Origin of the sequence: Pseudoduganella albidiflava (assembly GCF_004322755.1) — a bacterium.
In the GTDB taxonomy this organism is placed as follows: Bacteria; Pseudomonadota; Gammaproteobacteria; order Burkholderiales; family Burkholderiaceae_D; genus Rugamonas; species Rugamonas albidiflava.
The window spans coordinates 6,094,416-6,119,923 of sequence record NZ_CP036401.1; the positions used below are offsets into that span (position 1 = coordinate 6,094,416).

Here is a 25,508-nt window from a genome sequence, read left to right on the forward strand (position 1 = left end):
CCCTCATTTCCACGCCGGGACCAGCAGCGCGATCGGGCGCTGGCGCGACAGCACGATGTCGGCCTCGACGGACGTGCCGGCGGGGTACCCGGATGGCGGCAGCGTCACGTGGACAACCCGGGAATCGGCGACAGCAAGTGCGCCGCCGGATGCGGTGGCGACGCGTGCGACCTTGCCGCGGGAGGCGATGACGGCGCCGCGTGCCAGGGGGGCAGGCCGCAACAGTACGTCCATGCCGGGGCGGACGGCGCCGGCCGCCGCAGCCGGCACCCGCAGCACCGCATGGCCGTCAGCGGCCAGGCTGCCGCACGCGGCCAGCGTGATGGGCAATGATCCGGCCAGGCCCCATGCCAGCAAGGCCAGCGCCAGCAAGGCACCGATGGACAGCGCGATCCAGCCCGGCGCGTCGGCGACGGGCACCAGGTGATCGAGTTGCTCGGGGGAAGCCAGGCGATCGAGCGCCGCCTGGCGGAAGATGCGTTTTTCGGCCATGACCGGCGCCACGCCGGACAGCGCGGATCAACCGCGGGGAGACCGCGACTGGTTGCCGGCGCCCTTGACGCTGCTGGGCTGGATCACGCCGCCGGACACCATTTCCATTTCGAAGTCCGACAGTTCGTCATCGCTGGCGGACAGGACCTGCCGTGCTTCCTCGGCGGTGAAATCGAAGCCGCTGCGGCTGCCCAGTTGCGCCAGGCCGGCATAGTCGATGACGCCGCTGCTGAAATAAGGCGCCACCTCCGCTTGCAGGGTACTCATGCGGTTGATGTGCTGACGAAAATTTTGAGCGGCAATGATGGACACGATTCTACCCCAGATCAAATGTTATCTAACTGTAACTTTTATGAACAACCTGCAACTATTTTAGTGCCAATGGCACCTCGATATCAATCGATTCTTGCAGCGAGGCTGAAGTTGCCATTGTACCGGTGCTGGCCCGCCACGCCGTGCCTGCCCGAAATAATTGACCATATGATATTTATGTCTCATCGGCGTCATCCGAATCTTACAAATCGACGGGTTGAACGCCACTGTTCCGGCGCCCCCCGGAGCCCGGATACTTGCACCAATACCTCGCAGGATCGCACCTGCGAAGGGCACCGCGCCAGCCGGTGCACAGCCGCGGTGCGGCAAGACAGCCGGCATACCTGAGGACATTCCAAATGACGACCCCAGCCACAGAGGACGGCTGCCTGCTGATCATCGGCGGCGACGAGCAGCGCAATTGCCGCGAGCGGATCCTGGCGCGCTTCGTCGAACTGAGCGGCGGCAAGGAGCGGCGCTTCGTACTGCTGACCAGCGCCAGCGAAGAGCCGGAAAAGATGGCCCGCCCCTACCAGGAGGCGCTGGCGCGGCTCGGCGCAAGCCATTGCGACACGGTACATACGGCCAGCCGCGCCGAGGCGAACGATCCCGCCATGGCGCAGCGTATCGCCCACGCCGACGGCATCCTGATCACCGGCGGCGACCAGAAGCGCCTGATGGCCACCATCGGCGGCACGGCACTCGACCAGGCCCTGCACGAAGCGCTCAAGCGCCGCTGCGCATGCCTGGCCGGAACCAGCGCCGGTGCATCGGCGATGGCCGGCCACATGCTTGCTTCCGGCTCCGCCGACTACGCGCCGGAGAAAGGCGCCGCCACCCTCGGCGCCGGGCTCGGCTTCGTGCAGCACATCGTGATCGACCAGCACTTCTCGCAGCGCCACCGCATCAACCGGCTGCTCAGCCTGATCGCGCAAAACCCTTACCTGTACGGCCTGGGCATCGACGAAGACACGGCGCTGGTGGTCGAACGGGGCGTGGGCATCGAAGTGATCGGCGACGGCGGCGTTACCTTCGTCGATGGCCGCAACATGATCACCAACGCCGCCGACATCGGCGACGGCGAACCGGCCGAACTGATCGGCGTGCAGCTGCACGTGCTGCCGGCCGGCTCCGGCTACCTGCTGCCCGGCGCGGCACCCTCGGCGCGGCTGCATCGCATCACGCGCGAAGCGCCGGCGCCCATCCACGAATTCATCTGCAATCTCACCAAGAGGAACCCGTTAACATGAACATCATCGAGCAAAGGCTGCTGCGCGGCCGGAACCTGTATTCGCACCATCCGTGCCTGTTGACGGTGGTCGATACCGGCGACCTGAAGGATGCCCGCACCGATGTGCTGCCGGGTTTCGTTACCCGGCTGCTGGAGCTGCTGCCGTCCCTGTACGACCATCGCTGCTCGGTCGGCAAGTACGCCGGCTTCGTGCAGACGCTGCAATCGGGGACCAACCTGGCCCACGTGGTGGAACACGTGACGCTGGCCCTGCAGTGCCTGGCCGGCACCACCGTCAACACGGGCCGCACGCACGACGCCGGCAATGGCCGGTACCGCGTGGTGTGCGCCTATGAACTGGAAGCGGTGGTGACCGAAGCGTTCGACGCCGCCATGGCGCTGGTGAAGGCGCTGGCACGCGGCGAAGGGTTCGCGCTGGCCGAGACGGTGGCGGCGCTGCGCGAAACGGCGGAAGAGCACGCGATCGGCACCAGCACCGGCGCCATCGTCGGCGCGGCGAAGGCGCGCGGCATCCCGGTGCTGCGCCTGACGGACACCGCCAACCTGTTCCTGCTGGGCTGGGGTGCGCGCCAGAAACGGCTGCAGGCCACCATCACGGCCGACACGGGCCATATCGCGGTCGGCATCGCCAGCGACAAGCAGCTGACCAAGACGCTGCTGCAGGATGCCGGCGTGCCGGTGCCGGAGGGCGTGACGGTGCGCACGCTGGAGCAGGCGCAGCGCGCCGCGCGCCGGCTGGGCTGCACCGTCACCGTGAAGCCGCTCGACGGCAACCATGGCCGCGGCGTGACCACCCGCTGCAACACGCCGGACGAACTGGCCGTGGCGTTCGAGCGCGCACGCGCGCATGGCCGCACCATCATCGTCGAACGCTACGTGACGGGTCATGACTACCGCGTGCTGGTGGCCGATGGCCGCGTGGCCGCCGCCGCGCTGCGCCGCCCACCCGCGGTGACCGGTGACGGCAAGTCGACCGTGCGCCAGCTGGTGGAGCGGGAAAACCTGAACCCCGCGCGCGGCGAAGGCCACACCAATATCCTGACGAAGATCCCGCTCGACGGGCATGCCGAAACGGTGCTGGCCGAACAGGGCTTCACATTCGACAGCGTGCCGCCCGCCGGCACGCCGGTGCAGCTGCGCGGCAACGCCAACCTGTCCACCGGCGGCACCGCCGAGGACGTGACCGACCTGCTGCCGCCGGAAACGCGCGCCCTGTGCGTGCGCGCCGCGCAAAAGATCGGCCTCGACGTGGCGGGGCTGGACATCGTCTGCGGCGACATCGCCCGGCCGCTGGAAGAACAGGGCGGCGCCATCATCGAAGTCAACGCGGCGCCAGGCATCCGCATGCACCAGTATCCGAGCGCCGGCACGCCGCGCAATGCCGGCGAGGCGATCGTCGACGGCATGTTCGGCAAGGGCGACGGCCGCATCCCCGTGATCGCGGTGACCGGCACCAATGGCAAGACCACCACCACCCTGATGCTGGAGCACAGCATCCGCCAGTCCGGCCTGCGCACCGGCTGCACCACGACCGAGGGCGTGTTCATCGACGGGCACTGCGTCCGCAAGGGCGACTGTGCCGGCTACTGGTCGGCGCGCAGCGTGCTGACCGACCCGAACGTGGACTTCGCCGTGCTGGAAACGGCCCGCGGCGGGATCCTCAAACGCGGCCTGGCGTTCGACCGCTGCGATGTCGCCGTGGTCGTGAACGTGTCGCAGGACCACCTGGGCCTGGACGGCGTGAACACGATGGAAGACCTGGCGCGCGTGAAGGCCGTGGTGGCGAAGGCCGCTTCGCGCGCCGTGGTGCTGAACGCCCAGGATGCGTATTGCGTGGCGATGGCCGCCGACCTGGACGAGCAGGTGGAACGCCTGTACTTCAGCTGCGACGCGGACAATCCCGTGCTGCTGCGGCACCTGGAGAGCGGCGGCCGCGCCGCGTACCTGCAGGATGGCGCGCTGATCCTGGCGGACGGCACGCGCCGCCACCGTATCCTGTGGGCGGAGGAGATGCCGTCCGCGCTGGACGGCTGCGCGCGCCACAACATCGCCAACGCGCTGGCGGCCGGCGCGGCCATGCTGGCGGCGGGCCTGCAGATCGCGCAGATCGCCGATGGCCTGGCATCGTTCGTGTCCGACAATGTGCGCAATCCCCTGCGCACCAATGTGTATGACGTGCGTGGCGTGAAGGTGCTGGTCGACTACGCGCACAACCCGGCGGCCTACGCGGCGCTCGGGCAGACCGCCCGCGGCATGAGCTCGCAGGAAACGCGGCAGCACCGCACCGTGGCCGTGATCACCGCGCCGGGCGACCGCCGCGACGAGGATCTCGAGCAGATCGGCGAGACTTGCGGTGAGGTCTTCGATGAGGTGATCGTCTACGAAGCGCCGGTCGAGCACCGCGGGCGCCGGCCGGGCGAACGGGCCGCGCTGATGGCCGCCGGCGCGATCCGCGCCTCCACCCGCGTGCACCTGGAACTCGCTTCCGGCGCCGCCCTGCGCCTCGCCCTCACCCGCTGCCAGCCGGGCGACGTGATGCTGTTCGCCACCGGCACCTCGGTGGCCGAGCTGGTGGAGGCGCTGCGGGACTTCGATCCTGCCAGCGCCGAGAGCATCGCCCTCGCCGCCGCGGGTGGGTGATGACTGGCGAAGCTTGATGATGAATTAGCCGTGAAACACCGGTGTCAAGCATTAATGCCGTTAAAGCAAGCGTTTCCCGATACATTGAAAGCGCATGCGTTCACCCCAACAGCGAAGGGCAGGGGTCAGACCCGCCGGGGTGACGCAGGGGTTTCGCGAAGCATGCTTCGCGCCTGCGGAACGATGCTGGCATGCATGCCAGCATTCCTTCCTGACCCCAGAATTTGCACCTGGGGTTTGCTTGATTAAGTGGCGTGTGTGCCAGACACCGGTTTTCGGCTGCCGGCTGCTTGCGATCGATCCATCGACCCGCAACCGCAGGAAGATAATCCTCTACTTCAAATCGCTGGCCAGCATCGGCGACGACAGCAGCCGCTTGAACGCGGCCCACCGCTGCGCCCGCGCCTGTTGCGGATCGGTGGCGGTGACCTGCTTCTCGACCCAGGCCTTCACCAGGTCCCTGCCCAGGTTGTAGTTGATCACGTAGCCGCGCAGCGCGTCGTAGAACTGCACGCGCTGGCCGGCCTTTTCCGGCGGGTACAGCGCCACGTTGACCAGCCATTCGATGGCCTGTTCGCGCGTGAAGTGCCCCGCCAGGTAGTGCATGGCATTGTCGTTGTCGGCGTAGGACAGCTTCGCCAGCAGCTTTTGCAGTGCCGCGTACTGGCCGGCCAGGGCCGGGTCCAGGCCGGCGAGCGGGTACAGCACGTCGCGCTCGAAGGCCAGGCGTTCTTCATCGGGGAACGCCATCTCGATGCCGTAGTTCGCGCTGCCCTCGGCGATCAGCGACATCGGCGAATACAGCGGATAGACGCTGAATTCGACCCAGTTGCGCTCCTTCACCAGGTGCTGCTCCAGCAGCGCGTTATAGGCGTGGTGGCCGGGATAGCCTTCATGGCAGCCCAGGTCCACGGCGCGCTCGATATAGATCGGGAACTCGGTGTTGATCTGGATCAGGCTGTGCGCGTCGCCCTTGTACCAGTTGTAGCCGGACCATGGCTTGCCGGTCACGAACTCCATCACGAAGCTTTCGTTCTTCGGCAGCGCCAGGTGCGGCGCGGTGCGTTCGCGGCAGGCGGCGATGGCCGCGTCGAACACGGGTTTCAGCTTGTCCTTCGGGATCGCGAAACGGGCGCGGAAGGCTTGCACGCGCTGCGGCAGCGGCCCTTCGCCCGGCACCAGCGCATCGATCTGCCTGAGCAGCGCTTCGTAGTAGGCGCGGTCGTGGTGCGGCGTGACGGCGTCGTACAGCAATGCCGTTTCCTCGTCGAAGCCGAACTTCTTCCCTTCCAGCATCTCGACGCGGGTCCCCAGCGCCTTCAGCTGCTTGCGCAGGAAGGCCAGGCGCAGCGCCTCGTCCGGATTGGCGGCCTTCTTGCCCGCCAGGTCGCCGGCCGCCGCCTGCGCATCCTTGCGGATCGCGGCCAGGCTGCGTTTTTCCTTTTCGGCCTGCGCCTGCAGCGCCGGCGGGCCGTAATACGCGTCGACATAGCTGGCATCGTGCTGGCCCACCGCCAGTACCAGCTTGCGATAGCGCTCGGCCACCTCCTGCACCGAGGCGGCCAGCGCGCCGCCGGCGATCATCATGGCAAGTCCACCCGCCACCAGTTTCTTCATGCGCCCGCTCCAGTCCCTGAAACAGGCGAGTGTAGAGGAGGTGGCTGCCCGCTGTAAACTTCCGCGGCCCGCAGGTTCAGCTGGGTAGGGAAGGCGATGTCGATGCCGCGCTCCGCCAGGCCGCGGATCACGCCGAGCAGCACGGCCTGGTTGGTATCCATGAACACGAAATAATCGGCCGTCTTGATCCAGTAGACGACCTCGTATTCGATGGCCCATTCGCCCAGGTTGCGCAGGTGGGCCCGCTCGAACGAGGCGGTTTCCTCCTGCCCTTCGATGATTTCCTTCACCATCTGCGGCACGGCGGCCAGCTTGTCCGGCGAGGTGCCGTAGCGCACCCGGATGATGAATGCGGCGCGGCGCGAGAACATGCGGGTCTGGTTGGCGATGCGCGACTTCAGCATGTCGCCGTTGGAGAAAATCACCTGGTCGCCGCCCAGGCCGCGCAGCCGCGTCGTCTTCAGGCCGATGTATTCGACGGTGCCGAGGTATTCGCCGACGATGACGAAGTCACCGACGACGAAGGGCTTGTCCAGCACGATCGACAGCGAGGCCAGCAGGTCGCCCAGGATGTTCTGCACGGCCAGCGCCACGGCGATCCCGCCGATCCCCAGGCTGGCCACCAGCGTGGTGATGTTGAAGCCCAGGTTATCCAGGATCATCAGCATGAACACCACCCAGACGATCATGCGCAGGATGAAGTCGATGATCGCCGTGGAGGCCACGCCGGCCGTGCTGTCGGTGCCGCCAAGTGCGGCCTGGCGGTAGCGGCGCCGCCAGACGCGCACGCCGGTGTCGGCCCAGATCGCGGCCTGGAGCAGCATTGCCGTGACGGCGATGCGCCACAGCGACACCTCATGCTTCTTGGAGAATTCCAGCATCAGCGAGCCCAGATACAGCGCCAGGATCACGATGAACAGGCTGTAGGTGTTGCGCATCATGCGCAGCAGCCAGTCGTCGACCCGTGTTTCGGTGCGCTCGGCCACGGCGCCGAGGCGGTGTATCAGGAAGGTCCGCGCCAGGATCATCAACACCGCCGCCGCGAACGCCACGGCGAGCGCGGTTGCCCATTCCTGGATCGGATTGCCCAACAAAACGTAACGCATCTACCCTCCTTTTCGCTCGCGAGAGTGTACCGAAGCACTGCCGGCCGGCGCGCACACAAGGCCTTGCTGGCGGGCCTTCATTGGCCTCCCTACTCGTTCAATGACGCCCGGCAATACGGCGACAGCGTTTTGATTTTTTCGCCATACTTTGTCGCTCGTTCGACTAGCTCACCGACTATATGAAAAAAGATGACGCAATCCAAACCCGGGCGATCGAGCTTTGGGGCGGACTGGAAGGTACGGTCAACCGCGTGCGCGATCAATATTTCAGCCAGATGGATCAGAACGGGCACGGCCAGCGGATCAGCGACCTGGACCGCTTCGCGGCACTGGGCATCACCGCCATCCGCTATCCGGTTTTGTGGGAACTTACCGCCCCCGACGGGGTCGAGCGGGCCGACTGGACATGGGCCGACGAGCGCCTGCCGGCCCTCCGCGACCTGGGCGTCAACCCCATCGTGGGCCTCGTGCACCATGGCAGCGGGCCCCGCCACACCAGCCTCGTCGATCCCGAGTTCGGCCCCAAGCTGGCTGAATTCGCCGGCGCCGTGGCGCGCCGCTTCCCCTGGGTCGAGTACTACACCCCCGTCAACGAACCCTGCACCACGGCGCGCTTTGCCGGCCTGTACGGCGTGTGGTATCCGCACGGCCGGGACGACCTCACCTTCCTGCAGGCGCTGATCAACCAGTGCAAGGGCGTGGTGCTGTCGATGCGGGCGATCCGCGAGGTCAACCCGAACGCCAAGCTGGTGCAGACGGACGACCTGGGCAAGACCTACAGCACGCCCGAGATGGCCGAATGGGCCGACTTCTATAACGAACGGCGCTGGCTGGCCTGGGACCTGCTGTGCGGCATGGTGGACGAAGACCACGAGCTGTGGAAATACTTCCTGAAGAGCGGCATCCCCGCCGAGGACGTGCTGTGGTTCCGCGACAACCCGTGCCCGCCGGACGTGATGGGCCTGAACTACTACATCACCAGCGAGCGCTGGCTCGATCACCGCGGCGAGCGCTACCCGGCGCAGTACGTGGGGCCGCACGGTTTCGCCGACATCGAAACGGCCCGCGCGCTGGCCACGCCCACGCCGGGTATCGGCCCGCTGCTGGAAGAAACCTGGGAGCGCTATGGCCTGCCGATGGCGGTGACCGAAGCGCACATCGACGCCAACCGCGAAGACCAGCTGCGCTGGCTGCACGAGGTCTGGAATGCCGCGCACGACGTACGCCGCAAGGGCGCCGACCTGCGCGCCGTCACCGTGTGGTCGCTGCTCGGTTCCTACGACTGGAATTGCCTGGTCACGGAATGCCGCGGCTATTACGAGAATGGCGCCTACGACCTGCGCTCGCCCGAGCCGCGCCCCACGGCGCTGGCGCGGCTGATGCGTGAACTGTCGAGCGGGCGCACGCCCTCCTCGCCGGTGCTGCAGGGCCTGGGCTGGTGGCGCCGGCCGGGCCGGTTCCTGTGCCCGCCGGTGGCCACCAGTGCCACCGTGGCGGCCCTGCCCGCGGAACGCAACCTGGCCAACCGCCCCGTGCAGCCGATCCTGATCAGCGGCGCCACCGGCACGCTGGGCAGCGCGTTCGCGCGCATCTGCGAAGAGCGCAACCTGGCCTTCAAGGTGCTCACGCGGCAAGAGATGGATATCGCCGATCCGGCCTCGGTCGACGCGGCGATCCGGCAGCACCGGCCCTGGGCGATCATCAACGCCGGCGGCTACGTGCGGGTGCACGACGCCGAGAAGGAATCGGACCGCTGCCTGCGCGAGAACGCCCACGGGCCGGTGGTGCTGGCCAATGCCTGCGCACGCCACGAGATCCGGCTGCTGAGCTTCTCCAGCGACCTGGTGTTCGACGGCTCGAAAGGCAGCGCCTACGTGGAAAGCGATCCGGTCGCGCCGCTGAACGTGTATGGCCAGAGCAAGGCCGAAGCGGAGCGCCGCGTGCTGGCGGTCAACCCCGATGTGCTGATGGTGCGCACCAGTGCCTTCTTCGGCCCGTGGGACCAGCACAACTTCGTCACGCTGGCCCTGCAAGCCTTGCAGGAAGGCCGTGCCTTCACGGCGGCCAGCGACCTGGTGGTGTCGCCGACCTACGTGCCGGACCTGGTGCAGACGTGCCTGGACCTGCTGATCGACAACGAGTCCGGCATCTGGCACCTGTCGAATGGCGAAGCGGTATCGTGGGCCGACCTGGCACGGCGTGTCTGCTCGCTGGCAGGCCTGGACGAAGCGCTGGTCGACGCGCAACCGGCCACCGCGCTGGAAGGCCAGGCGCCGCAGCCGCGCTATTCGGCGCTGGGCAGTGAACGGGGCAACCTGATGCCCACGCTGGACGACGCGCTGCAACGCTACCTGAAGGCGGTGGAAGAAGTGCGCCGCCAGGGCGATACGCACGTGGGCGCCGCCCAGGCCGCGCATTACGGCAGCAGCTGATGCAGCCGATGGCGTCAGGTTCGCGGCATTCGATGCGGTCAGCGACAGTGGCGCTTGGTGTCGGACACCGGTTTCTTTGGTGTCGGACACCGGTTTTTGCAGGATGTTGCTGACTCGCTGAGCATAAAACCGGTGTCACACAGGCAAGAGCGCCCCCTGCAGGGGGCGCTTTTTATTGGCGGCTCGTTCGCGTCAACCAGGCGCGCGCAAGTGCCGCGCCAGGTCGGCCAGCCGGTAAGGCTTGCCGACAAAGTCGAACTCGTGCAGGTCCGCCGGATCGCCCTGCATGGCCTGCTGCGGATAGCCGGAGGCGATGATGATCTTGACGCGCGGCCAGCGCTCGCGCACCGTGCGCGCCAGCTCCAGCCCGGTCATCCCGTTCGGCATCATCAGGTCGGTGAACAGCACGTCCACGCCCATGTCCACGCCGTGCTGCTCCAGCAGGCGCAGCGCGGTCACGCCATCCGGCGCGGTCTGCACCTGGTAGCCCATCGTTTCAAACAGGTCACAGGCAACCGCCATCACCAGCTGGTCGTCCTCGACGATCAGCACGCGCTCGGCATGCCCCTGCTTTTCCGCCTCCTCCCCGCCCGCATTCTCGTGGGCCGGCAGGAACAGGCTGATCGTGGTGCCCTTGCCCAGTTCGGTGCGGATCTGGACTTCGCCGCCGGACTGGGTAATGAATCCGTACACCTGCGACAGCCCCAGGCCGGTGCCCTTGCCGACCGGCTTGGTGGTGAAGAAGGGTTCGAAGGCGCGCTGCACCACTTCCGGCGTCATGCCGGTGCCGCTGTCGCGCACCGTCACCCGCACGTATTCGCCGGCCGGCAGCGTGCCTACCTCGTTCTCGCGCAGGCGCACGTTGCGGGTTTCCAGCGCCAGCGTGCCACCGCCCGGCATCGCATCGCGCGCGTTGACGACGAGGTTCAGCAGCGTGGCCTCGAAGCGGGCTTCGTCGACTTCGATGCAGGCCAGCCGCGGTGCCAGGTCGAACACGAACGATACCTGCGGACCGCTGGCGCGGCGCAGCACCTGCTCGAAGCTGCCGATCAGCGCATTGGCCTGGTGCAGCGCGGTGGAAAGCGGCTGCTGGCGCGCGAACGACAGCAATTGCTGCGTCAGCAGCGCGCCGCGGTCGATGGCCCGGCGCATGCTGTCCAGCACCCGCAGCGTGATCGCGCCGGGGTTCTGGGCATGCAGGATGTCGACCCCGGACGACAGCACGGCCAGCAGGTTGTTGAAATCATGCGCGACGCCGCCGGTGAGCTGGCCGATCGCTTCCATCTTCTGCGCCTGGAACAGCGCATTGCGGGTCTGCTCCAGCGATTCGGCCGTGGCACGCTGCTCGGTCACGTCGCGCGTGATCTTGGCGAAACCGATCAGCGTGCCATGCTCGTCATGGATCGCGTCCAGCACGGCATGGGCGAAGAAGCGGGTGCCGTCGCGGCGCACGCGCCAGCCCTCGCTTTCGAAGCGGCCTTCGCGCGCCGCCGTTTCCAGGGCCCGCTGCGGCACGCCGGCGGCTCGGTCCTCGTCGGTGAAGAAGCGGCTGAAATGGCTGCCCAGCACCTCTTCCTGGGTATAGCCCTTGATGCGTTCCGCGCCCACGTTCCAGTTGGTGATCTCGCCCTGCGGCGACAGCATGTAGATCGCGTAGTCCGTCACGCCCTGCACGAGCAGGCGGAAGTGCTGCTCGCTCTGGCGCAGCGCTTCCTGCGCGGCGCGGCGGTCGGTGATGTCGCGCGTGATCTTGGCGAAGCCGACCAGCACGCCGTCGGCATTGCGGATCGGGTCGATGACGACGCTGGCCCAGAAGCGCGTGCCATCGTTGCGCACGCGCCAGCCTTCGCCTTCGAAGCGGCCTTCATGGCGCGCCGCGTTCAGCGCCCGTTCGGGCAGGCCGACGGCACGGTCTTCTTCCGTATAGAAACGGGAGAAGTGCTGCCCCATGATTTCATGCGCCTTGTAGCCTTTGAAACGCTCGGCGCCGGCGTTCCAGCTGCTGACATACCCTTCCGAATCCAGCATGTAGATCGCGTAATCGCTGATGCTGGCCACCAGCAGTTCGTAGCGCTGCTGGAAATCGGGCAGGGCCGGCTTGGTGGGCGAAGGTGCGGGCGCAGGCACGGGCAGCGACGAACTGCTGGCGGAGTTTTCGCTCATCGTGTCTTTCGCTGACGTTATTGTCCCGGGATTGTAACGCCAACCGTGCGAGCGCACGGAACGCCTGCGCGTAGCATCGGGCTGTTCAGGACAGGCCGCAAGGACAGGGACTTCCATGTTGCGATTGACCAACATCAGCCGGCGCATCGTGCTGCTGCTGTCGTTCTCGGGCGCCGGCGGCGCGGCCGCGTTCCAGCCTGCTTACCCGCCCCCCTCCCCGCCCGCAGCGCCGTCCGCGGGCCAGCCGGTACCCAGCGTTGCCGTGAAGGCGACCCGCGATCCGGTCGACAAGTCCTACCGCCGCATGCTCCGCGGCATGGACCGCTTCGCGCGCGAGGCGCCGGCACTGGCCCCGGGCGCCACGCTGCGCTTTCGCCTGCTGCCACGGCTGCCCGAGACGCGCATGGAAGGCATCGAGCTGAAGGTGGTCGGCGATACGCTGGGCATTCCGGTGCCGGTGAGCGCGGACAACGGCTTTACCCTGGAACGCGATGAGCGGGCCTGGCGCGAGGATGCGGCGCTGGTGGCGAACCGCCGCACGGCCAGCATGACCTGGCGTGCGGACGTGCGCAGCCCGGGCGTGCCGGAAGGCATGCGGCGGCTGGGCGACCTGCGCCTGGAATGCCGGGTCGGCATGGAAGCGGGCCTGGTGTCGAACAACGCCCACCTGTTCGCGTGGCTGGGCGACCTGCTGGCGAACCCGGAAAAGGTATGCGACGACCCCGACGGCCGCTACCTGTTCTTCACGGAGCGCCCCGTGTTCGCGGTGACGCTGCATGCGCATGGCCGCGCCACGCCGGCACCGCTGCGCTTCCTGTACACCGGCGGGCACGTACGGGCGCCGGACCTGCCGTACTGCGATTGCCAGGTACTGCTCGACCGCAGCTACCATGCGCCGATCTGGGACCGCGCCTGGCCGGACGACACACTGCTGTCGTTCGAATACATGGACGATCCGCCACCGCCCGGCGCCCTCGACGTGGCCGGCGTGGCCCCGGGCCAGCCGCGAGAGCAGGTACGCGCGCTGCTGGGTCCAGGCACGGCGATCGCCTTCCGCGACGGCCGCGAAGCGTGGCTGTACCCGCGCACGGACGACCGCCGTGCCGCCGGCAAGCCGGAATACCTCGTGCTGTTCGACGCCGGCGGCCGCGTGTTGAAGAGCCGCATGCGCCCGCCGCCCTGAGCCGCCATCAGCTTCCCTTATGATTATTTTAAGAAGCGCTGACGGAAGTTTTAAGAATCCGCCGTGGCGCCGCTGGCTATCATGCCCCCGTCAATCACCAGCGAGGATTCCATGAACGACCTGCACGCCAGCCGCTACAACATCTACAACGACATCCATAAAACCCTGCGCCTCTTCATGAGCGACACCCTGCACCGCGCGGCCCGCATGGATGCCGGCGACGACGCCGACGTGGCGGCCGGCCTGGCCCAGGTGCGCGAACTGCTGGCCGTGCTGGAGGGTCATTTGCGCCATGAAGGCGAATTCGTGCACGCGGCGATGGAAGCACGCTGCCCCGGATCGAGTGCCTGCACCGAGAACGAACACGTGGAACACCGCGCCGCGATCGACGGCCTGCTCACGCTGTGCGCCAGCGTGGAAGTCACCGAAGGCCACGTGCGCGCGGCCCGGATCGGCCACCTGCAGCGCGCGCTGTCGGTGTTCGTCGGCGAGAATTTCATCCACATGAACGAGGAAGAAACGGACAACAACGCGGTGCTGTGGCAGCACTACACGGATGAGGAACTGGTGGGCATCGAGCACGCCATCGTGGCGACCATCCCGCCCGCGGAAAACGCGCTGCTGATGCAATGGATGCTGCCTGCGCTGAACCCCGCCGAGCGCGCGAACCTGCTGCGCGGCATGCGCGCCCACGCACCGGCAGCGGTGTTCGACGGCGTCTTCGGCATGGCGCAGCAAATACTCGACGAGCGCGATGGAAAGAAACTGGCGCTCGCCCTGGCCGCCTGAAAAGCTCGTGCAAAGCTAGTGCGAGATAACTAATCCCGCTTAGATAAGCGCACCCAAGTGCAAATTCCGGGGTCAGACCCGCCGGGTCTGACCCCAGCCCTTCGCTGTTGGGGTGAATGCATGTGCTTCCAATGTGTCAGGTAATGCTTCACTTAGCGATACCAGTGGCTGACACCAGGAGCTCAGCCCACCGCCACCAGCGCCAGCGGCCGTTGCACGGCCAGCCGGAACGTCCCCCGCCCCGTCTTCTCGATCCTGACCGGGCAATTCCGCTCGGCCAGCCGCCGCGCCAGCAGTACCAGGCGCGCTTCCAGGTTGTCGTTGACGTCCGGCAGCCGGATGCGCGGGTCGAGCCGCAACTCGCGGTTGGTGAAGGCGCTGCGGCCCCGCTGCACGTAATCCTGCACCAGGCTCCACAGCACGCGGCCGGCAACGCCCTTGATCAGGTAGTCGTCGCCGAAGAAAACCGAATCGGTGGCGCTGAAATGGCGGATGACGAGGGGCTCGCCCGCCGTCACCGGCAATTGCGCCGGCGCCGCGACGGCGGCCGGTTCGGGCGCGGCGCCCTGCAGCACCGTCATCGCCAGCCCGAACTGGGCGGCCAGCGCCACCAGCGCATCTTCGTCGTCGTAGGTAAAGCGCAGGTCCTGGTCGCTTTCCACGTACAGCACGCCCAGCGTCCGTTCGCCGGCGCTGATCGGCACGGCCAGCTGGCTGCGCGAGCCGGGCAGGCCAGGCAGCGGGATCTGCTCGGCCAGTTCGCCCGCGCGGGCGCTGTCTTCCAGCTGCGCGCGGATTGCCCGGCCGTAGCCGTATTCGGTGGTCATGTGGCCGATGCGGATCGGTGTGCGCATGCGCGCCGCGACACCGATGACACCTTCGCCCATCGCGATCTCCGAACCAATGCCGGAATCGGTGTAGCCGTGGCTGGCCACCGTGTACAGCGAGGCGCCGGGCGCGTCGAGCATCAGCAGCATCGCGTGGTCGATGCCGAATTTCTCGTCCAGGCAGCGCAGGGTCTCGTCGAACAGGCGATCCAGGTCGCGGCAGCCCTGCAACCGTTCGCTGCACACGCGCAGAGCGGCCAGCAGGTTGCGCTCGCCCGCTGGCGCCGGCAGCCGCTCGCCGGGCAGCAGCGCCACGTCCGTAACGCGGAACACATCCGACCCCAATAGCTGGAACACGCCGCACATGCCGACGTGCGAGGCGATACCAGCCAGCTTGGCACGCATGCTTTCGAACAGCGCTCCGCTGGTTTCGGTGCGCTGGAACTGCATCGTCAACTGGTATTGCGCCGCCGTCTGCGGGCTGACGACGATCATCTTCACCTGGGGATTGGCCAGGATGTTGGCACGGGTCTTGTTGAAGAACTGGTACGACAGGGCCACGTGTTCGCGGTCGACATATTGCACCTGCGTGAGGTAGGACACGTTCGGCATGCCGTCGCGGTCGGACGTGGCCAGCACGGCCGGGATCACGCCTTCGAAGCATTCGCGGATCGTATCGAGCCGGACCCGGGGGCTCATGGGGTTGCTCATGGGCTCACGTAGTGGCCCGCTCATCGGTCCGCTCATTGGTCCGCTCATGCCCCCGCCTCCAGCGGCTTGCCCGCGTTCGGACCGGGCGTCTGCGTGAACGCGGCGGTGGGCCGGAACGTCAGGCCCACCAGCTCGCCCGGCGGGCAGGCCAGGAAGGCGCGCACCATCGGTTCGGTAAACCCCATCGGCAACAGCTCGGCCAGGAAAGCTTCGCGGTAGGCATCCACCAGGGCCAGGTCGCCCGGCGTTAGCGCCGTGACCCGCCCTTCCCGGCTCTTCAGCTGCATCGTGCGGTGCGTGGAAGGCTGGGTGAACACGACGGCGATCGCGCCATTGGCGAAGACATCGCGCTGCACCGCCTGCGAGCGCGATTCCGGCACGAATACGGTGACCGACGCGCCGCCTTCGGCCACCTTGCAGCCGATCGCGCGCACCAGCTGCGGCATGCCATCACGGCCGCACGCCCCGACGCTGATCGAGATGCCGCCCTGCATGAAGGCAATCTGGCCGGGGTCGAGCGGAGCGGTGGAAACGGTTGGCTGCATGGTTTTTGGGTTAACAGGGTCCTAGGGCATGCGCGGCTGGCGCAGGTCGTCCACCACGGGCACGATCGCCAGCGCCACCAGCATCATCGCCAGCGGCACCGTGGCGGCATAGCCGAGCCGCGTGAAGCCCACCGCCCCGGCGATCCCGCCGACGAAGAAGCACAGCGCCAGCATGGCGAGCAGCCGCAGGCGCACCCGGTTGGCCGCCACGGGGGCTGCCGCGCCATCGCGGTTCGGATACAGCGCCTTGCCCAGTTCGATACCGATATCGGTCATCACCCCGGTGATGTGCGTGGTGCGGATTTCCGCGTTCGACAGCTTGGTGACCACGGCATTCTGCAAGCCCATCATGAAGCAAAGCAGCGTGACGGTGGCGGGCACGATCAGCACCTCGATGGAGGCCAGCCACGTGCCCAGCACGCCGAACGACAGCAGCAGCACCGCTTCGAGCAGCAACGGCAGTGCATACACGCTGTGCAGCGCGCGCCGGCGGGCATAGTTCACGATCAGCGCGCAGCAGGCGGCACCAGCCACGAACGCCACCAGTGCGCCCAGTCCGGCGGCGGCGAGGCCGAAGGCACCGCCGGCGACATCGTCCGCCATGGCCGACACGATGCCCGTCATGTGCGACGTGTACTGGTGCACGGCGATGTAGCCGCCGGCATTGGCGGCGCCGGCCACGAACGCGAGCACCATGCCGAGCTGCCGGTTGCCGCCGGCTTCGCGCTGGCGGCCCGTCAGGCGGCGGGCATAATTGATGGGCATCCGGGCTCCCGGGGCAAAAAGCCAAATTACACCCGTGCCCGGCAGCCGGTCAATAGTCGAGATGCGTGGTTGAAAAGCGTGGCGAGAAGCGTGGTAAGAAGCGTGGCCGAATCGCGCCGCGAACAATGCCCGCACGGGGGACTAGGCAAAGCCGCAACAGGGCTGCTATAATTGCGCGCCTTGGCCTGGTAGCTCAGTTGGTAGAGCAGAGGATTGAAAATCCTTGTGTCGGTGGTTCGATTCCGCCCCGGGCCACCAAGAATGCATGAAACGCCACCTTCGGGTGGCGTTTTTGTTTTGCCCTCCTCTTTTCCACCTGACTGTCCCACCTGACCGACGACGGTGGGGAATCGAATTCTCGGACAATCCGGCGGCCCCGGATGGGGAACTGGTCCTCGCGGTGAACATGCACGGTTTCGGCCAGACGCAAGGATTCAGGCGGAAAATAAATATGGCCACTCCCGTAGTGGGCGTTTTGTTTTCGGAGATGACCGCAGGTGTGCATCGCCGGCGTGGTGCGTCCCGGCAGCCCGACCGCCTCTACGGGCCGGACTGGGCGCCGCGCTCCGTCAGCCACTCCGTGAACATCGTTGCATGGGCGGAGGCCTGATGGCGGCCGATCGCAAACGAATAGGAGCCGGTGTCGACGGCTGCCGAGTGCCGCAACAGCGTATTCATCCCCAGCATGTCCGAGACGAATGCCTCGGGCACCACGAGCGCGCCCAGGCCCTGGAGGGCCGCCTGTATCGCCAGCACCGTATTGTCGAATTCAAGCGTCGGCCGCAGCGCCGCGGCGTCCAGGCCATGCGCCTTGCTCCAGCCAGGCCAGAGGTCGGGCCTCGATCGCGCGCCGATGCGTGGCACGTCCTTCAGCCAGGCCATGTCCGCCGCCTTGCGCAGCGTCGCGCTGGACACCAGGCCCGGACCCGATACGAGCACGGAGTGCTCCCGCATGAATGACCGGGCCGGAAGACCACGCAATTCCGCGCTGTCGCGCCGCAGGAACACGTCGGCAGGCGACGATGGAGCGATGTCGCCGTCGGCTGTGCGGAGGCGCACCTGAAGGTGCGGATAGCGCTCCCTGAAAGCGGGCAAGCGTGGGATCAGCCAGTGCATCGCCAGGGTCACGCTGGTATCGACCAGGATGGTGGCCTGGCGAGGCGCGCGGCCGCCGGTAGTCAACACCTCGCTGATCGCCGCCATGTTGCCGCCCACGCGTTCGTGCAGCTGGTGCCCTGCCGGGGTCAGCGTAGCGCAACTGCCCGCACCGCGCTCGAACAGCACTAGCTTGAGGTGCGCTTCCAGCGCCTGGATCTGCCGGCTGACCGCACCGGGCGTAAGGTGCAACGCGTGCGCGCCCTGGCGGAAGCCACCCTCCCGCACCACCACGCAGAAGACATGCAAGGCGTTGAGCGGAAGCGATGCGGCCATGGGTCTCCTTGCGGGTGTTGAGAAAAACTCAACGGATAATACCAAAGTCTCGTTTGATCGCCGCCACGGCGATCGTCATCATGCCCGCTCATGCAGCCCGGCTATTCCGGGCCGCCGCGTTGCACGCGGCCGGGATGGGCCAGACAAAAGGAATGAACGATGGGCGGGACGTACGGGATGTTTGTTGCCATGGTCGTGGTCACGGTCGCCAGTCCCGGCCCCGGCGTGCTGATGACACTGGACAATGCGATCGCGCGCGGCTGGCGCGCTGCGATGCATGGCGTGCTGGGACTCGCGCTCGGCGCGGCCGTCATGGCGGGAGTGTCCTCGGCCGGTATCGGCTTGCTGTCCCGGCTCGCGCCACCATTGTTCGTGCTGCTCACCTACGCGGGCGCCGCCTATCTGTTCTACCTGTCGTTCAAGACCTGGCGGCGCACCCCGCAAGCCAGCATTGCTTCTTGCGGCAGCAATGGCCTGCACGTGGCAAGGGAAGACGATATCGGGGCGGCACGCAAGCGCTTGGTGGCAGGCGCGCTGCTACAAGTCTGCAATCCCAAATCGCTGTTCTTTTTCCTGTCCGTGCTGCCGCAAGCCGCAGCCAATGCGGCTGGGCAGCCGGTGTGGCACGCGCTGGCCATCGCGACATACTGCGCGGTGCTCATTCTTGTCCACGGACTGTATGCGGGCCTGGCCGCCAGGGCCAGGACGTGGTTGAGCCAGCCCGGCACCGCCCGCGTACTGTCGCGCCTCAGCGCGGTCATGTTCCTCGCGTTCGGCGTGGCAATGCTGATGAGGTCGGCGCCTTGATATGCAGGGATACCGCCACATCGACTCGTCGCTGGCCGACATGCGCTGGCAACCTCGCTCCCGCCACGCGCTCTTCATGTGCAAGCCGCAAGCACATGCATCGGCCATAGCCGATCCCACCCGTGCATGACAATCCTGCTGGAGCTCGACTACACTCTGCCATCGATGGAAATCCATCACCCGAACCTTCCTGCCGCCATGAACGTCGAAGAGCTGAAAACATTTTGCCGGGAATTCGATGGCGTGACCGAAACGCTTTACGGCGAACCCGGCAACGTCCTCACCTATTACGTGGGCGGCAAGAAGTTCGCCTACTTCAAGACGAGCGAGCCCGAGAAATGGCGGTTCAGCATGCGTGTCTCGCCCGACCGTTTTGTCGAGCTGACCGGCGTGCCCGGGGTGAAGCCGGCGCGCTACATGGGGCGTTTTCACTGGATCACCATCGTCAAGGTCGAGCAGTTCCCCGCCGGCTATCTGGCCGAGCTGGTCGAATGGTCATATGGCAAGGCACGGCACAAGCGCTGACTCCTTTCCGGGCCATCGCATTGCGATGCGCTCATGCCCTGCCCGCGCTGCCCGGCGTGGGTGAAAAATGACGAGATGGTCCGGCAGCTTGCACTGTTGCGAACAGTGTTTCGCCTGCTTTGTTGAAATCGGGGCTATGCTGGCATAGTGCGCGCCACGGCGCCACCGGCCGCGCGAAATAGCCGCCGCGTCAATGGCGCTACCGCTCGCCACAGTCGCTGCAATCGGCGCTGCCTGGGCATCTCCCAGGTCGGGCGCGATTTTTTTCATCAAAGAAAATGGCAACGCAATGAATACATCATTGCATCTTTATACCGAAGGCACCCCGTGACGCCGGATAGCGATATCGCACACTGGCGCAGCGAGATCATCTCCCGCATGATCGCCATCGTGCTCGTGCTGGGCATCATCACGGCCGTGCCCAGCATCGTGCTTGCCGTGCGCAATGACATGTGGCCGATGATCGCCGTCGATATCGTCGCGCTGGCCTGGCTGGGCGCGCTCTGGCGCATGCGGCGGCTGTCCTACCGGGCGCGCGTGGTGAACTTTATCGCGATCGTGTTCTTTGCCTCGATCGGCCTGATGATCAATGTGGGATACGTGGCGCAGGTCTTCCTGATGGCGCCATCGGTGTTCGCTGTCGTGCTGCTGGGCATGCGCCCGGCGCTGGTGGCCGTGGCCGGCAGCGGCCTCGTGATCCTCGTGCTGGGCCTGACCGGACTGGCACGGCCGGAGCTTGCCGGTTTTCCACCGGACGGCTTCGTGGCGACGATCCTGGCCACGCTGAACTTCCTGTTCATCGGCACCATGATCACCGTGTGCTGCGGAACGCTGCTGCAAAAGGTGACGAAGTCGCTGGCCGACCTGCAACAGTTCGCGGCATCGCTCGAGGAAGGCAAGAATGCCCTGCACGCGGCAAACGCGGAATTGCGCCTCACCGCCGCCGCCGTGGCCCAGCTCAACGACAGGGTCATCATCGCCCGCGCGAGTACCGACCCGGCCCGGCCGCAGCCCATCATCTTCGCCAACGATGCATTCCTGCGCGGCACCGGGTTTACGCGCGAAGAAGTACTCGGCCGCAGCATGACGATGTTTTCCGGGCCGGAAACCGATCCCGTGGAGGCAGCGCGCATCGCCAGCCACATGGCGCGCGGCGAGGGCCTGTCGAGCGAACTGCAGATCCATGCGAAGTCCGGCGCGGCCCATTGGGTCGAGCTGGACATCTCGCCATTCCGCGACGAAACCGGCGCGCACACGCACTGGGTGATCGTCGGCCGCGACATCAGCGAGCGCAAGAAAGCCGCCAACGCGATCCACCAGCTGGCCTATTACGATGTGCTGACCGGCTTGCCGAACCGGCGGCGCCTCATGGAACAGCTCAACATCCGGCTGGCGCAGGCCGGCAGCGCCCACGGCGCACTGCTGTTCATCGACCTCGATCATTTCAAGTACGTGAACGACGCGCGCGGCCACGCCACCGGCGACGACCTCCTCCGCAATACCGCCCAGGTCATCTCCAGCCTGGTGCGCGGCGACGACATGGCGGCGCGCCTGGGCGGCGACGAATTCGTGGTGCTGCTGACCGGCATCGCCGGCGACGACGCCGCCGTGGCCGCGGCGGCGACGGCCCGCGCGCAGGCGATCGGCATGGCGCTCGCCCGCGAGGTCGCCATCGACAGCCAGCACTACAGCACGTCGGCCAGCATCGGCATCGCGCTGCTGCGCCCCGGCCAGAGCGCCGACGACCTGCTGCGCGAAGCCGATACGGCGATGTACCGCGCCAAGGCCAACGGCCGCAATGGCGTGGCCCTGTTCGAGTCGACCATGCGCGCCGAGATGGAAGAGCGGCTGACGCTCGAGCGCGACCTGGCGAATGGCTTCCGGCGCGGCGAGCTGTCGATGCACCTGCAGCTGCAGTTCGATGCCGACGCCCGCCCGGCCGGCGCCGAAATGCTGATGCGCTGGCGCCGCGCCGACGGCCGCATGGTGCCGCCGGATGTCTTCATCCCGCTCGCGGAAACCACCGGCCTCATCGTCCAGCTCGGCGAATGGGCGCTGCGCCAGGCTTGCCTGGCATGGCAGCAGCTGGCGGCGCTGGGCCATGCGATGCCGCTGTCGGTCAATGTCAGCCCCACGCAATTCCGGCAGGCCGATTTCGTCGCCACGGTGCAGCGCCAGCTGGCGGAAACGGGTATGCCGCCGGACCAGCTGATCCTGGAAGTCACGGAGGGCATCGTCGTCGGCGACCGCGACGGAACGATCGCGCGCATGCAGGAACTCGCCGGCATGGGCGTACGCTTCTCGATCGACGATTTCGGCACCGGCTATTCGAACCTGGCCTACCTGAAGCGCATGCCGCTGTACGAACTGAAGATCGACAAGAGCTTCATCCACGAAACGCCGGGCGATGCGGACGGCACGGCCATCGTGCGCTCGATCCTGGCGATGGCCGCGCAGCTGCGCCTGCGCGTGGTGGCCGAAGGCGTGGAATCGCAGGAGCAGGCACGCTACCTCACCGCCAACGGCGCACCGCACATGCAGGGCTTCCTGTTCGCCCGGCCGAAGCCGCTGGCCGACGTGCTGGCCGAGCTGGCGAGGCTTGGCGAAGCGGTGCCGGACGAGGCGGGGCGGTAAGCGGGCGCCGCCCCCGCCACGGCAACCTCCTCAGGCCGCGCGCAGGATACTGAACTGCGCGAACGCTGCCGCTGGCAGTGCTTTTTCAAGCTGCCACTGGATGTTCATCGGGCGAGTTCCGTGGGCGTTTTTCAACGTTACCGGACCGCATGCGAGGTATGCGCTTTCCTTGTCACTGCGGACAAACAGCTGGAACTGCCAGCCGTTGCGCTGCGCACCAACGCTCTGCAGGTATCGCTGCCCGCTCGCACTCTCCGGGCTGCAGCTGTTCTGGGTCTGCCAATGGAACAGCTCGTGGCTGAGGGCATAGTCATGGTAGGAAATGGCATCGTGATAGCCGCTACGCTTGTCGAGCGTGACAAACAGCAGTTCGGTCTTGCGCTCGTGAAGGCGCAGCACGCCTTCACCGAAACGCGGCCGCTTCTCCGCGGTGAAATAGCCAACTGCCGTGAGTATCTCGCTGATCCGATAATGCGCGTGCAGGCACAGCGGCACGGTTTCCATTCCAGGAACCCGCGTTCCGTGCGGCAGTGCGTTCGCCTCCAGCACCTGGGCGAGTTCACCAAGTTCGCTTAAACAGTGGGGGTTCTGCTGGAGACGGGCCAGGAAATCACGTCCACTGCCAACACGATCGGCAGTGCCGTCGACCTGGTAGGCAAGCATCTGCATTCGCAACGCACTGCGGGGATTCTCCAGCAGTTTTTCCGGGCATGGCTGCGCGAGCGCCTGCATCATCGCGATGTGCTCTGGGTCATCGATATGCAACAGCGCACTGAAGCGGCGGCCAAAGTACTCTTCTTCCGGTCCTTCCGGCCCAGAACACAGTGCCGCCGCTCGCTGCAGCGCCGTCCAGCCGCTCCGACCGGTGCTGCGGTAAATCTCACCCACGCTTAACGTTTGCTCGTGCAAGAAACGGGGCAGACTGATCTGATTGGAGCCATGCAGGTTGGCATAGGTCTGTAACTCGCTGACAAGGCGACGCCAGTTGTGGTTGATGAGGACACGCAGACTGGCCAGCACCTGGTCGCGCGTGCGCTTCTGCAGTTGCAGGTGGCACCCTGCCGGCAGCCTGCTGAAACCATGCTCCACTCCGTCCAGGAGCTGGCGCCGGCTCATTCCAGTCAGCTGGCCGAGCAAATGATCGAATCTGAATTCCTTCCGGTGTTGCCCGACGAAGTCGAGGACAAGGCAGCTCTCTTTGCCCTTGAAGAGCCGCAGTCCCCGGCCAATCTGCTGCAGGAAAAGCACCGGGCTTTGCGTTGGACGCAGCATCAGCAAGGTGTCGACCATCGGCAAGTCGACACCTTCGTTGTAAAGATCGACCGTCACCAGAATGCATACATCGCCATTTTCCAGCTTGCGCGGCGCCGTCTCGCGCTCTTCGCGGCTCGATTGTCCGGTCACGCACATCGCTGGCAAGCCACCACGGTTGAACTTCTCCGTCATGAACATGGCATGATCCACGCTCACGCAGAACGCAATAGCCCGGCTTTTCCCTGGATCGGCGCACAGCCGGCGCCACTCGTTCATGATCAGCCGGGCGCGAAAGTCATTGCCGGTCAAAAGTTTGTCCAGCGCCTTCTTCTCATCGGCGCGGCTCCACGGCACGTTACGCAGGTCGGTATCGTCATCGCAGGCGAAATACTCGAATGGCGCCAGCAGTTGCAAGTCCAGCGCGTGCCACAAGCGCATTTCCACCGCAGGGCTGCCATCCGGACGGCAGTCGAAATAATGAAGGATGGGCTTGCCATCGCTGCGTTCAGGGGTCGCCGTCAGGCCCAGCAAGATCACTGGCTTGATGCGCGTCGCTACCGCGTCGAAGCTGGCCGCCGCGATGCGGTGGCATTCGTCGAACACAACCGTGTGCCAGTGGTCCGCACCATACCGGCCGATCAGATCCTGCGAGTGCAGGCTGTCAATCGTTACGAAAAGGTGGTCCGGGCTGTCCAGGCTGATGCCGCCCGCCAGTTGCTGCCCAAAGCTGGGGTCCCTGAGCACTTCGCGATAGGTACGGATCGCCTGCTGCAATATCTCGACGCGGTGCGCGATGAACAGCAGGCGTGGCCGGCCGCCCGCTTGCGTGCACGTACGCTGATAATCGAATGCCGCGACCACGGTTTTCCCGGTGCCGGTGGCTGCCACCACCAGATTGCGCTGGCGGCCATGCTCTCGCTCTGCCTGCAATTGCTCCAGCATCTCGCGCTGGTAATTCTTCGGCTGCAAATCGAAAAAGCTCAAGACGTGCGGCGCAGTGAAATCCTTGTCGTAGCCACGCTCGCGCGCGATCGCCTGGTCGAGCGCGGCACGATGACCTTCGTTGTCGGGATGGTAGGCAACGAATTCGCTATCGTGCCAAAGCGTTTCGAAATGGGCGCGAGCCTGCGCATACATCTCGGCTTGGCCACGCTCGGTAAATTTGGCGGTCCACTCCAACCCTCCGGCCATGGCGGCCTGGGTAAGGTTGGCGCTACCGACGTACACGGTGCCAAAGCCGCTGTCGCGCTCGAAAATCCATGCCTTGGCATGCAAGCGGGTGCGTCGCCCATCCAGCGATACGCGCACTTCGCAACCGGGCAGGCGCGCCAGTTCATCCAGCGCCTGCGCTTCCGTCGCGCCGATGTAGGTCGTTGTCAGTACTCGCAGGCGCGTCATGGACTGCCCGTTACCGCCGACAGCGGTAATGCTCTGCAAAATGTCGCGGATCTTGCGGATCCCCGAAACCGTAATGAAACTCATCAGGATATCGACACGATCACTGCTGCTCAGCTCGTGCCGCAATTCATTCAGCAGCGATGGCGACGTTTTGGATGCCGCGAATAGCCACGGTGCCGCAACACCCGTATCCGGCAACGCAGGCGCTGGTCTCTGCCGATGAACCGATGTCAGGCGCCGCGCGGGACTGCTCAACAATCGCACAGTGTCGGCATGGTCGCCGTCCGGGTAGCGCTGGTTCAGTTGCTGGCGCAGGCTGACCAGTACCGCGTTGATGAGTTCCAGCTGCGCGTCGACTCGTGATCGCCGAACGTCGACCTCCTCGTCATCGCCATGCTCAGCTGGCAAGTCCAGCAGAATTTTTCCGAGCTGCTCGGACAAAGCATCGACCAGCTTTTGCGGTGCTGCCTGTTCGCCGAGATCACCCAGCGTCAAATGGTCGGCACGATGCTGCGCGATTTGTTTCGATAGCTCATCGGTGAGCAATTGGTCGTAGAGACCGTCGGGCAGCAAGTTGGCCATCGCGCAGACTTCAGCAGGAAAGACAAAAGTATATCCTGCGCAA

Annotated in this window: 18 protein-coding genes and 1 tRNA gene; 9 read left to right on the forward strand and 10 right to left on the reverse strand. The window is 66.2% G+C overall.

The genetic code is table 11. The features are described 5' to 3' along the window. Nucleotides 1-3: 3 nt before the first annotated feature. Nucleotides 4-492 (reverse strand): hypothetical protein, encoded by a 489-nt coding sequence (locus tag EYF70_RS25340; protein ID WP_131147863.1) that lies wholly within the window; start codon nt 490-492, stop codon nt 4-6. 27 nt (nt 493-519) lie between these two features. Continuing rightward, a complete protein-coding gene (locus EYF70_RS25345; RefSeq protein WP_131147864.1) occupies nt 520-759 on the reverse strand; it encodes a hypothetical protein in 240 nt (79 codons plus the stop codon). Nucleotides 760-1,163: 404 nt separating this feature from the next. Here EYF70_RS25345 and EYF70_RS25350 point away from each other — a divergent pair, with 404 nt between their 5' ends. After that, entirely contained in the window at nt 1,164-2,054 is an 891-nt protein-coding gene (locus tag EYF70_RS25350) for a cyanophycinase (protein ID WP_131147865.1), read from the forward strand. Beyond that, nucleotides 2,051-4,696: a cyanophycin synthetase gene (gene cphA, locus EYF70_RS25355; protein WP_131147866.1), complete on the forward strand. Its 2,646-nt coding sequence runs from the start codon at nt 2,051-2,053 to the stop codon at nt 4,694-4,696. The genes EYF70_RS25350 and cphA overlap by 4 nt, the downstream gene beginning before the upstream one ends. Nucleotides 4,697-5,029: 333 nt before the next feature. Here cphA and EYF70_RS25360 read toward each other — a convergent pair whose 3' ends face one another. Further along, nucleotides 5,030-6,313, reverse strand: a complete 1,284-nt coding sequence (locus EYF70_RS25360) for a hypothetical protein (RefSeq protein ID WP_131147867.1) — start codon at nt 6,311-6,313, stop codon at nt 5,030-5,032. Further along, nucleotides 6,310-7,419 carry a mechanosensitive ion channel family protein gene (locus tag EYF70_RS25365; RefSeq protein ID WP_131147868.1) on the reverse strand — a complete coding sequence of 370 codons (1,110 nt, stop codon included), beginning with the start codon at nt 7,417-7,419 and terminating at the stop codon, nt 6,310-6,312. Before EYF70_RS25365 ends, EYF70_RS25360 begins: the two co-directional genes overlap by 4 nt. A gap of 179 nt (nt 7,420-7,598) precedes the next feature. On the opposite strand from EYF70_RS25365, the gene EYF70_RS25370 reads away from it, so the two are divergent. Next, nucleotides 7,599-9,851 (forward strand): sugar nucleotide-binding protein, encoded by a 2,253-nt coding sequence (locus tag EYF70_RS25370; protein WP_229420551.1) that lies wholly within the window; start codon nt 7,599-7,601, stop codon nt 9,849-9,851. 192 nt (nt 9,852-10,043) lie between these two features. Here the strand turns inward: EYF70_RS25370 and EYF70_RS25375 are convergent, their stop codons facing one another. Continuing rightward, nucleotides 10,044-12,014: a hybrid sensor histidine kinase/response regulator gene (locus EYF70_RS25375; RefSeq protein ID WP_131147869.1), complete on the reverse strand. Its 1,971-nt coding sequence runs from the start codon at nt 12,012-12,014 to the stop codon at nt 10,044-10,046. A gap of 115 nt (nt 12,015-12,129) precedes the next feature. Here EYF70_RS25375 and EYF70_RS25380 point away from each other — a divergent pair, with 115 nt between their 5' ends. Both EYF70_RS25380 and EYF70_RS25385 read left to right on the forward strand, forming a co-directional pair. Then, on the forward strand, nt 12,130-13,197 hold the full coding sequence (locus tag EYF70_RS25380) for a hypothetical protein (RefSeq protein WP_174800428.1): 1,068 nt from the start codon (nt 12,130-12,132) through the stop codon (nt 13,195-13,197). A gap of 111 nt (nt 13,198-13,308) precedes the next feature. After that, the gene (locus EYF70_RS25385) at nt 13,309-13,986 is read left to right on the forward strand and encodes a hemerythrin domain-containing protein (RefSeq protein ID WP_131147870.1); all 678 of its coding nucleotides are present in this window, start codon (nt 13,309-13,311) and stop codon (nt 13,984-13,986) included. A gap of 182 nt (nt 13,987-14,168) precedes the next feature. Here EYF70_RS25385 and EYF70_RS25390 read toward each other — a convergent pair whose 3' ends face one another. From EYF70_RS25390 to EYF70_RS25400, 3 genes are read right to left on the reverse strand one after another with little or no spacing between them, the layout of a single operon-like run. Next, a complete protein-coding gene (locus tag EYF70_RS25390; RefSeq protein ID WP_131147871.1) occupies nt 14,169-15,512 on the reverse strand; it encodes a GAF domain-containing protein in 1,344 nt (447 codons plus the stop codon). 56 nt (nt 15,513-15,568) lie between these two features. Next, complete coding sequence (locus tag EYF70_RS25395) at nt 15,569-16,069, reverse strand: hypothetical protein (protein WP_131147872.1); 501 nt, start codon at nt 16,067-16,069, stop codon at nt 15,569-15,571. 21 nt (nt 16,070-16,090) lie between these two features. After that, nucleotides 16,091-16,834, reverse strand: a complete 744-nt coding sequence (locus EYF70_RS25400; protein ID WP_131147873.1) for a YoaK family protein — start codon at nt 16,832-16,834, stop codon at nt 16,091-16,093. Between the two features lie 182 nt (nt 16,835-17,016). Here EYF70_RS25400 and EYF70_RS25405 point away from each other — a divergent pair. Further along, nucleotides 17,017-17,092, forward strand: a tRNA-Phe gene (locus EYF70_RS25405). A gap of 282 nt (nt 17,093-17,374) precedes the next feature. On the opposite strand, the gene EYF70_RS25410 is transcribed toward EYF70_RS25405, so the two are convergent. Next, on the reverse strand, nt 17,375-18,265 hold the full coding sequence (locus EYF70_RS25410) for a LysR family transcriptional regulator (RefSeq protein WP_131147874.1): 891 nt from the start codon (nt 18,263-18,265) through the stop codon (nt 17,375-17,377). A 159-nt stretch (nt 18,266-18,424) separates the two neighbouring features. On the opposite strand from EYF70_RS25410, the gene EYF70_RS25415 reads away from it, so the two are divergent. The 3 genes from EYF70_RS25415 (at nt 18,425) to EYF70_RS25425 (ending at nt 22,231) form a co-directional block, all read left to right on the forward strand. After that, nucleotides 18,425-19,072 (forward strand): LysE family translocator, encoded by a 648-nt coding sequence (locus EYF70_RS25415; RefSeq protein WP_131147875.1) that lies wholly within the window; start codon nt 18,425-18,427, stop codon nt 19,070-19,072. Between the two features lie 126 nt (nt 19,073-19,198). After that, nucleotides 19,199-19,597, forward strand: coding sequence for an MmcQ/YjbR family DNA-binding protein (locus EYF70_RS25420; RefSeq protein WP_229420552.1), 399 nt, complete (start codon nt 19,199-19,201; stop codon nt 19,595-19,597). 327 nt (nt 19,598-19,924) lie between these two features. Next, a complete protein-coding gene (locus EYF70_RS25425; protein WP_174800429.1) occupies nt 19,925-22,231 on the forward strand; it encodes a putative bifunctional diguanylate cyclase/phosphodiesterase in 2,307 nt (768 codons plus the stop codon). A 30-nt stretch (nt 22,232-22,261) separates the two neighbouring features. On the opposite strand, the gene EYF70_RS25430 is transcribed toward EYF70_RS25425, so the two are convergent. After that, complete coding sequence (locus EYF70_RS25430) at nt 22,262-25,465, reverse strand: DUF3427 domain-containing protein (RefSeq protein WP_131147876.1); 3,204 nt, start codon at nt 25,463-25,465, stop codon at nt 22,262-22,264. Between the last annotated feature and the right edge of the window lie 43 nt (nt 25,466-25,508).

What these genes read in the sequence shown, in the direction of transcription:
- EYF70_RS25415 (WP_131147875.1), top strand. Translation starts at nt 18,425, where the DNA reads ATGGGCGGGACGTACGGGATGTTTGTTGCCATGGTCGTGGTCACGGTC.
- EYF70_RS25395 (WP_131147872.1), bottom strand. Translation starts at nt 16,069, where the DNA reads ATGCAGCCAACCGTTTCCACCGCTCCGCTCGACCCCGGCCAGATTGCC.
- EYF70_RS25360 (WP_131147867.1), bottom strand. Translation starts at nt 6,313, where the DNA reads ATGAAGAAACTGGTGGCGGGTGGACTTGCCATGATGATCGCCGGCGGC.
- EYF70_RS25390 (WP_131147871.1), bottom strand. Translation starts at nt 15,512, where the DNA reads ATGAGCCCCCGGGTCCGGCTCGATACGATCCGCGAATGCTTCGAAGGC.
- EYF70_RS25430 (WP_131147876.1), bottom strand. Translation starts at nt 25,465, where the DNA reads ATGGCCAACTTGCTGCCCGACGGTCTCTACGACCAATTGCTCACCGAT.
- EYF70_RS25385 (WP_131147870.1), top strand. Translation starts at nt 13,309, where the DNA reads ATGAACGACCTGCACGCCAGCCGCTACAACATCTACAACGACATCCAT.
- EYF70_RS25410 (WP_131147874.1), bottom strand. Translation starts at nt 18,265, where the DNA reads ATGGCCGCATCGCTTCCGCTCAACGCCTTGCATGTCTTCTGCGTGGTG.
- EYF70_RS25345 (WP_131147864.1), bottom strand. Translation starts at nt 759, where the DNA reads ATGAGTACCCTGCAAGCGGAGGTGGCGCCTTATTTCAGCAGCGGCGTC.
- EYF70_RS25370 (WP_229420551.1), top strand. Translation starts at nt 7,599, where the DNA reads ATGAAAAAAGATGACGCAATCCAAACCCGGGCGATCGAGCTTTGGGGC.
- cphA (WP_131147866.1), top strand. Translation starts at nt 2,051, where the DNA reads ATGAACATCATCGAGCAAAGGCTGCTGCGCGGCCGGAACCTGTATTCG.
- EYF70_RS25365 (WP_131147868.1), bottom strand. Translation starts at nt 7,419, where the DNA reads ATGCGTTACGTTTTGTTGGGCAATCCGATCCAGGAATGGGCAACCGCG.
- EYF70_RS25340 (WP_131147863.1), bottom strand. Translation starts at nt 492, where the DNA reads ATGGCCGAAAAACGCATCTTCCGCCAGGCGGCGCTCGATCGCCTGGCT.
- EYF70_RS25375 (WP_131147869.1), bottom strand. Translation starts at nt 12,014, where the DNA reads ATGAGCGAAAACTCCGCCAGCAGTTCGTCGCTGCCCGTGCCTGCGCCC.
- EYF70_RS25350 (WP_131147865.1), top strand. Translation starts at nt 1,164, where the DNA reads ATGACGACCCCAGCCACAGAGGACGGCTGCCTGCTGATCATCGGCGGC.
- EYF70_RS25380 (WP_174800428.1), top strand. Translation starts at nt 12,130, where the DNA reads ATGTTGCGATTGACCAACATCAGCCGGCGCATCGTGCTGCTGCTGTCG.
- EYF70_RS25420 (WP_229420552.1), top strand. Translation starts at nt 19,199, where the DNA reads ATGACAATCCTGCTGGAGCTCGACTACACTCTGCCATCGATGGAAATC.
- EYF70_RS25400 (WP_131147873.1), bottom strand. Translation starts at nt 16,834, where the DNA reads ATGCCCATCAATTATGCCCGCCGCCTGACGGGCCGCCAGCGCGAAGCC.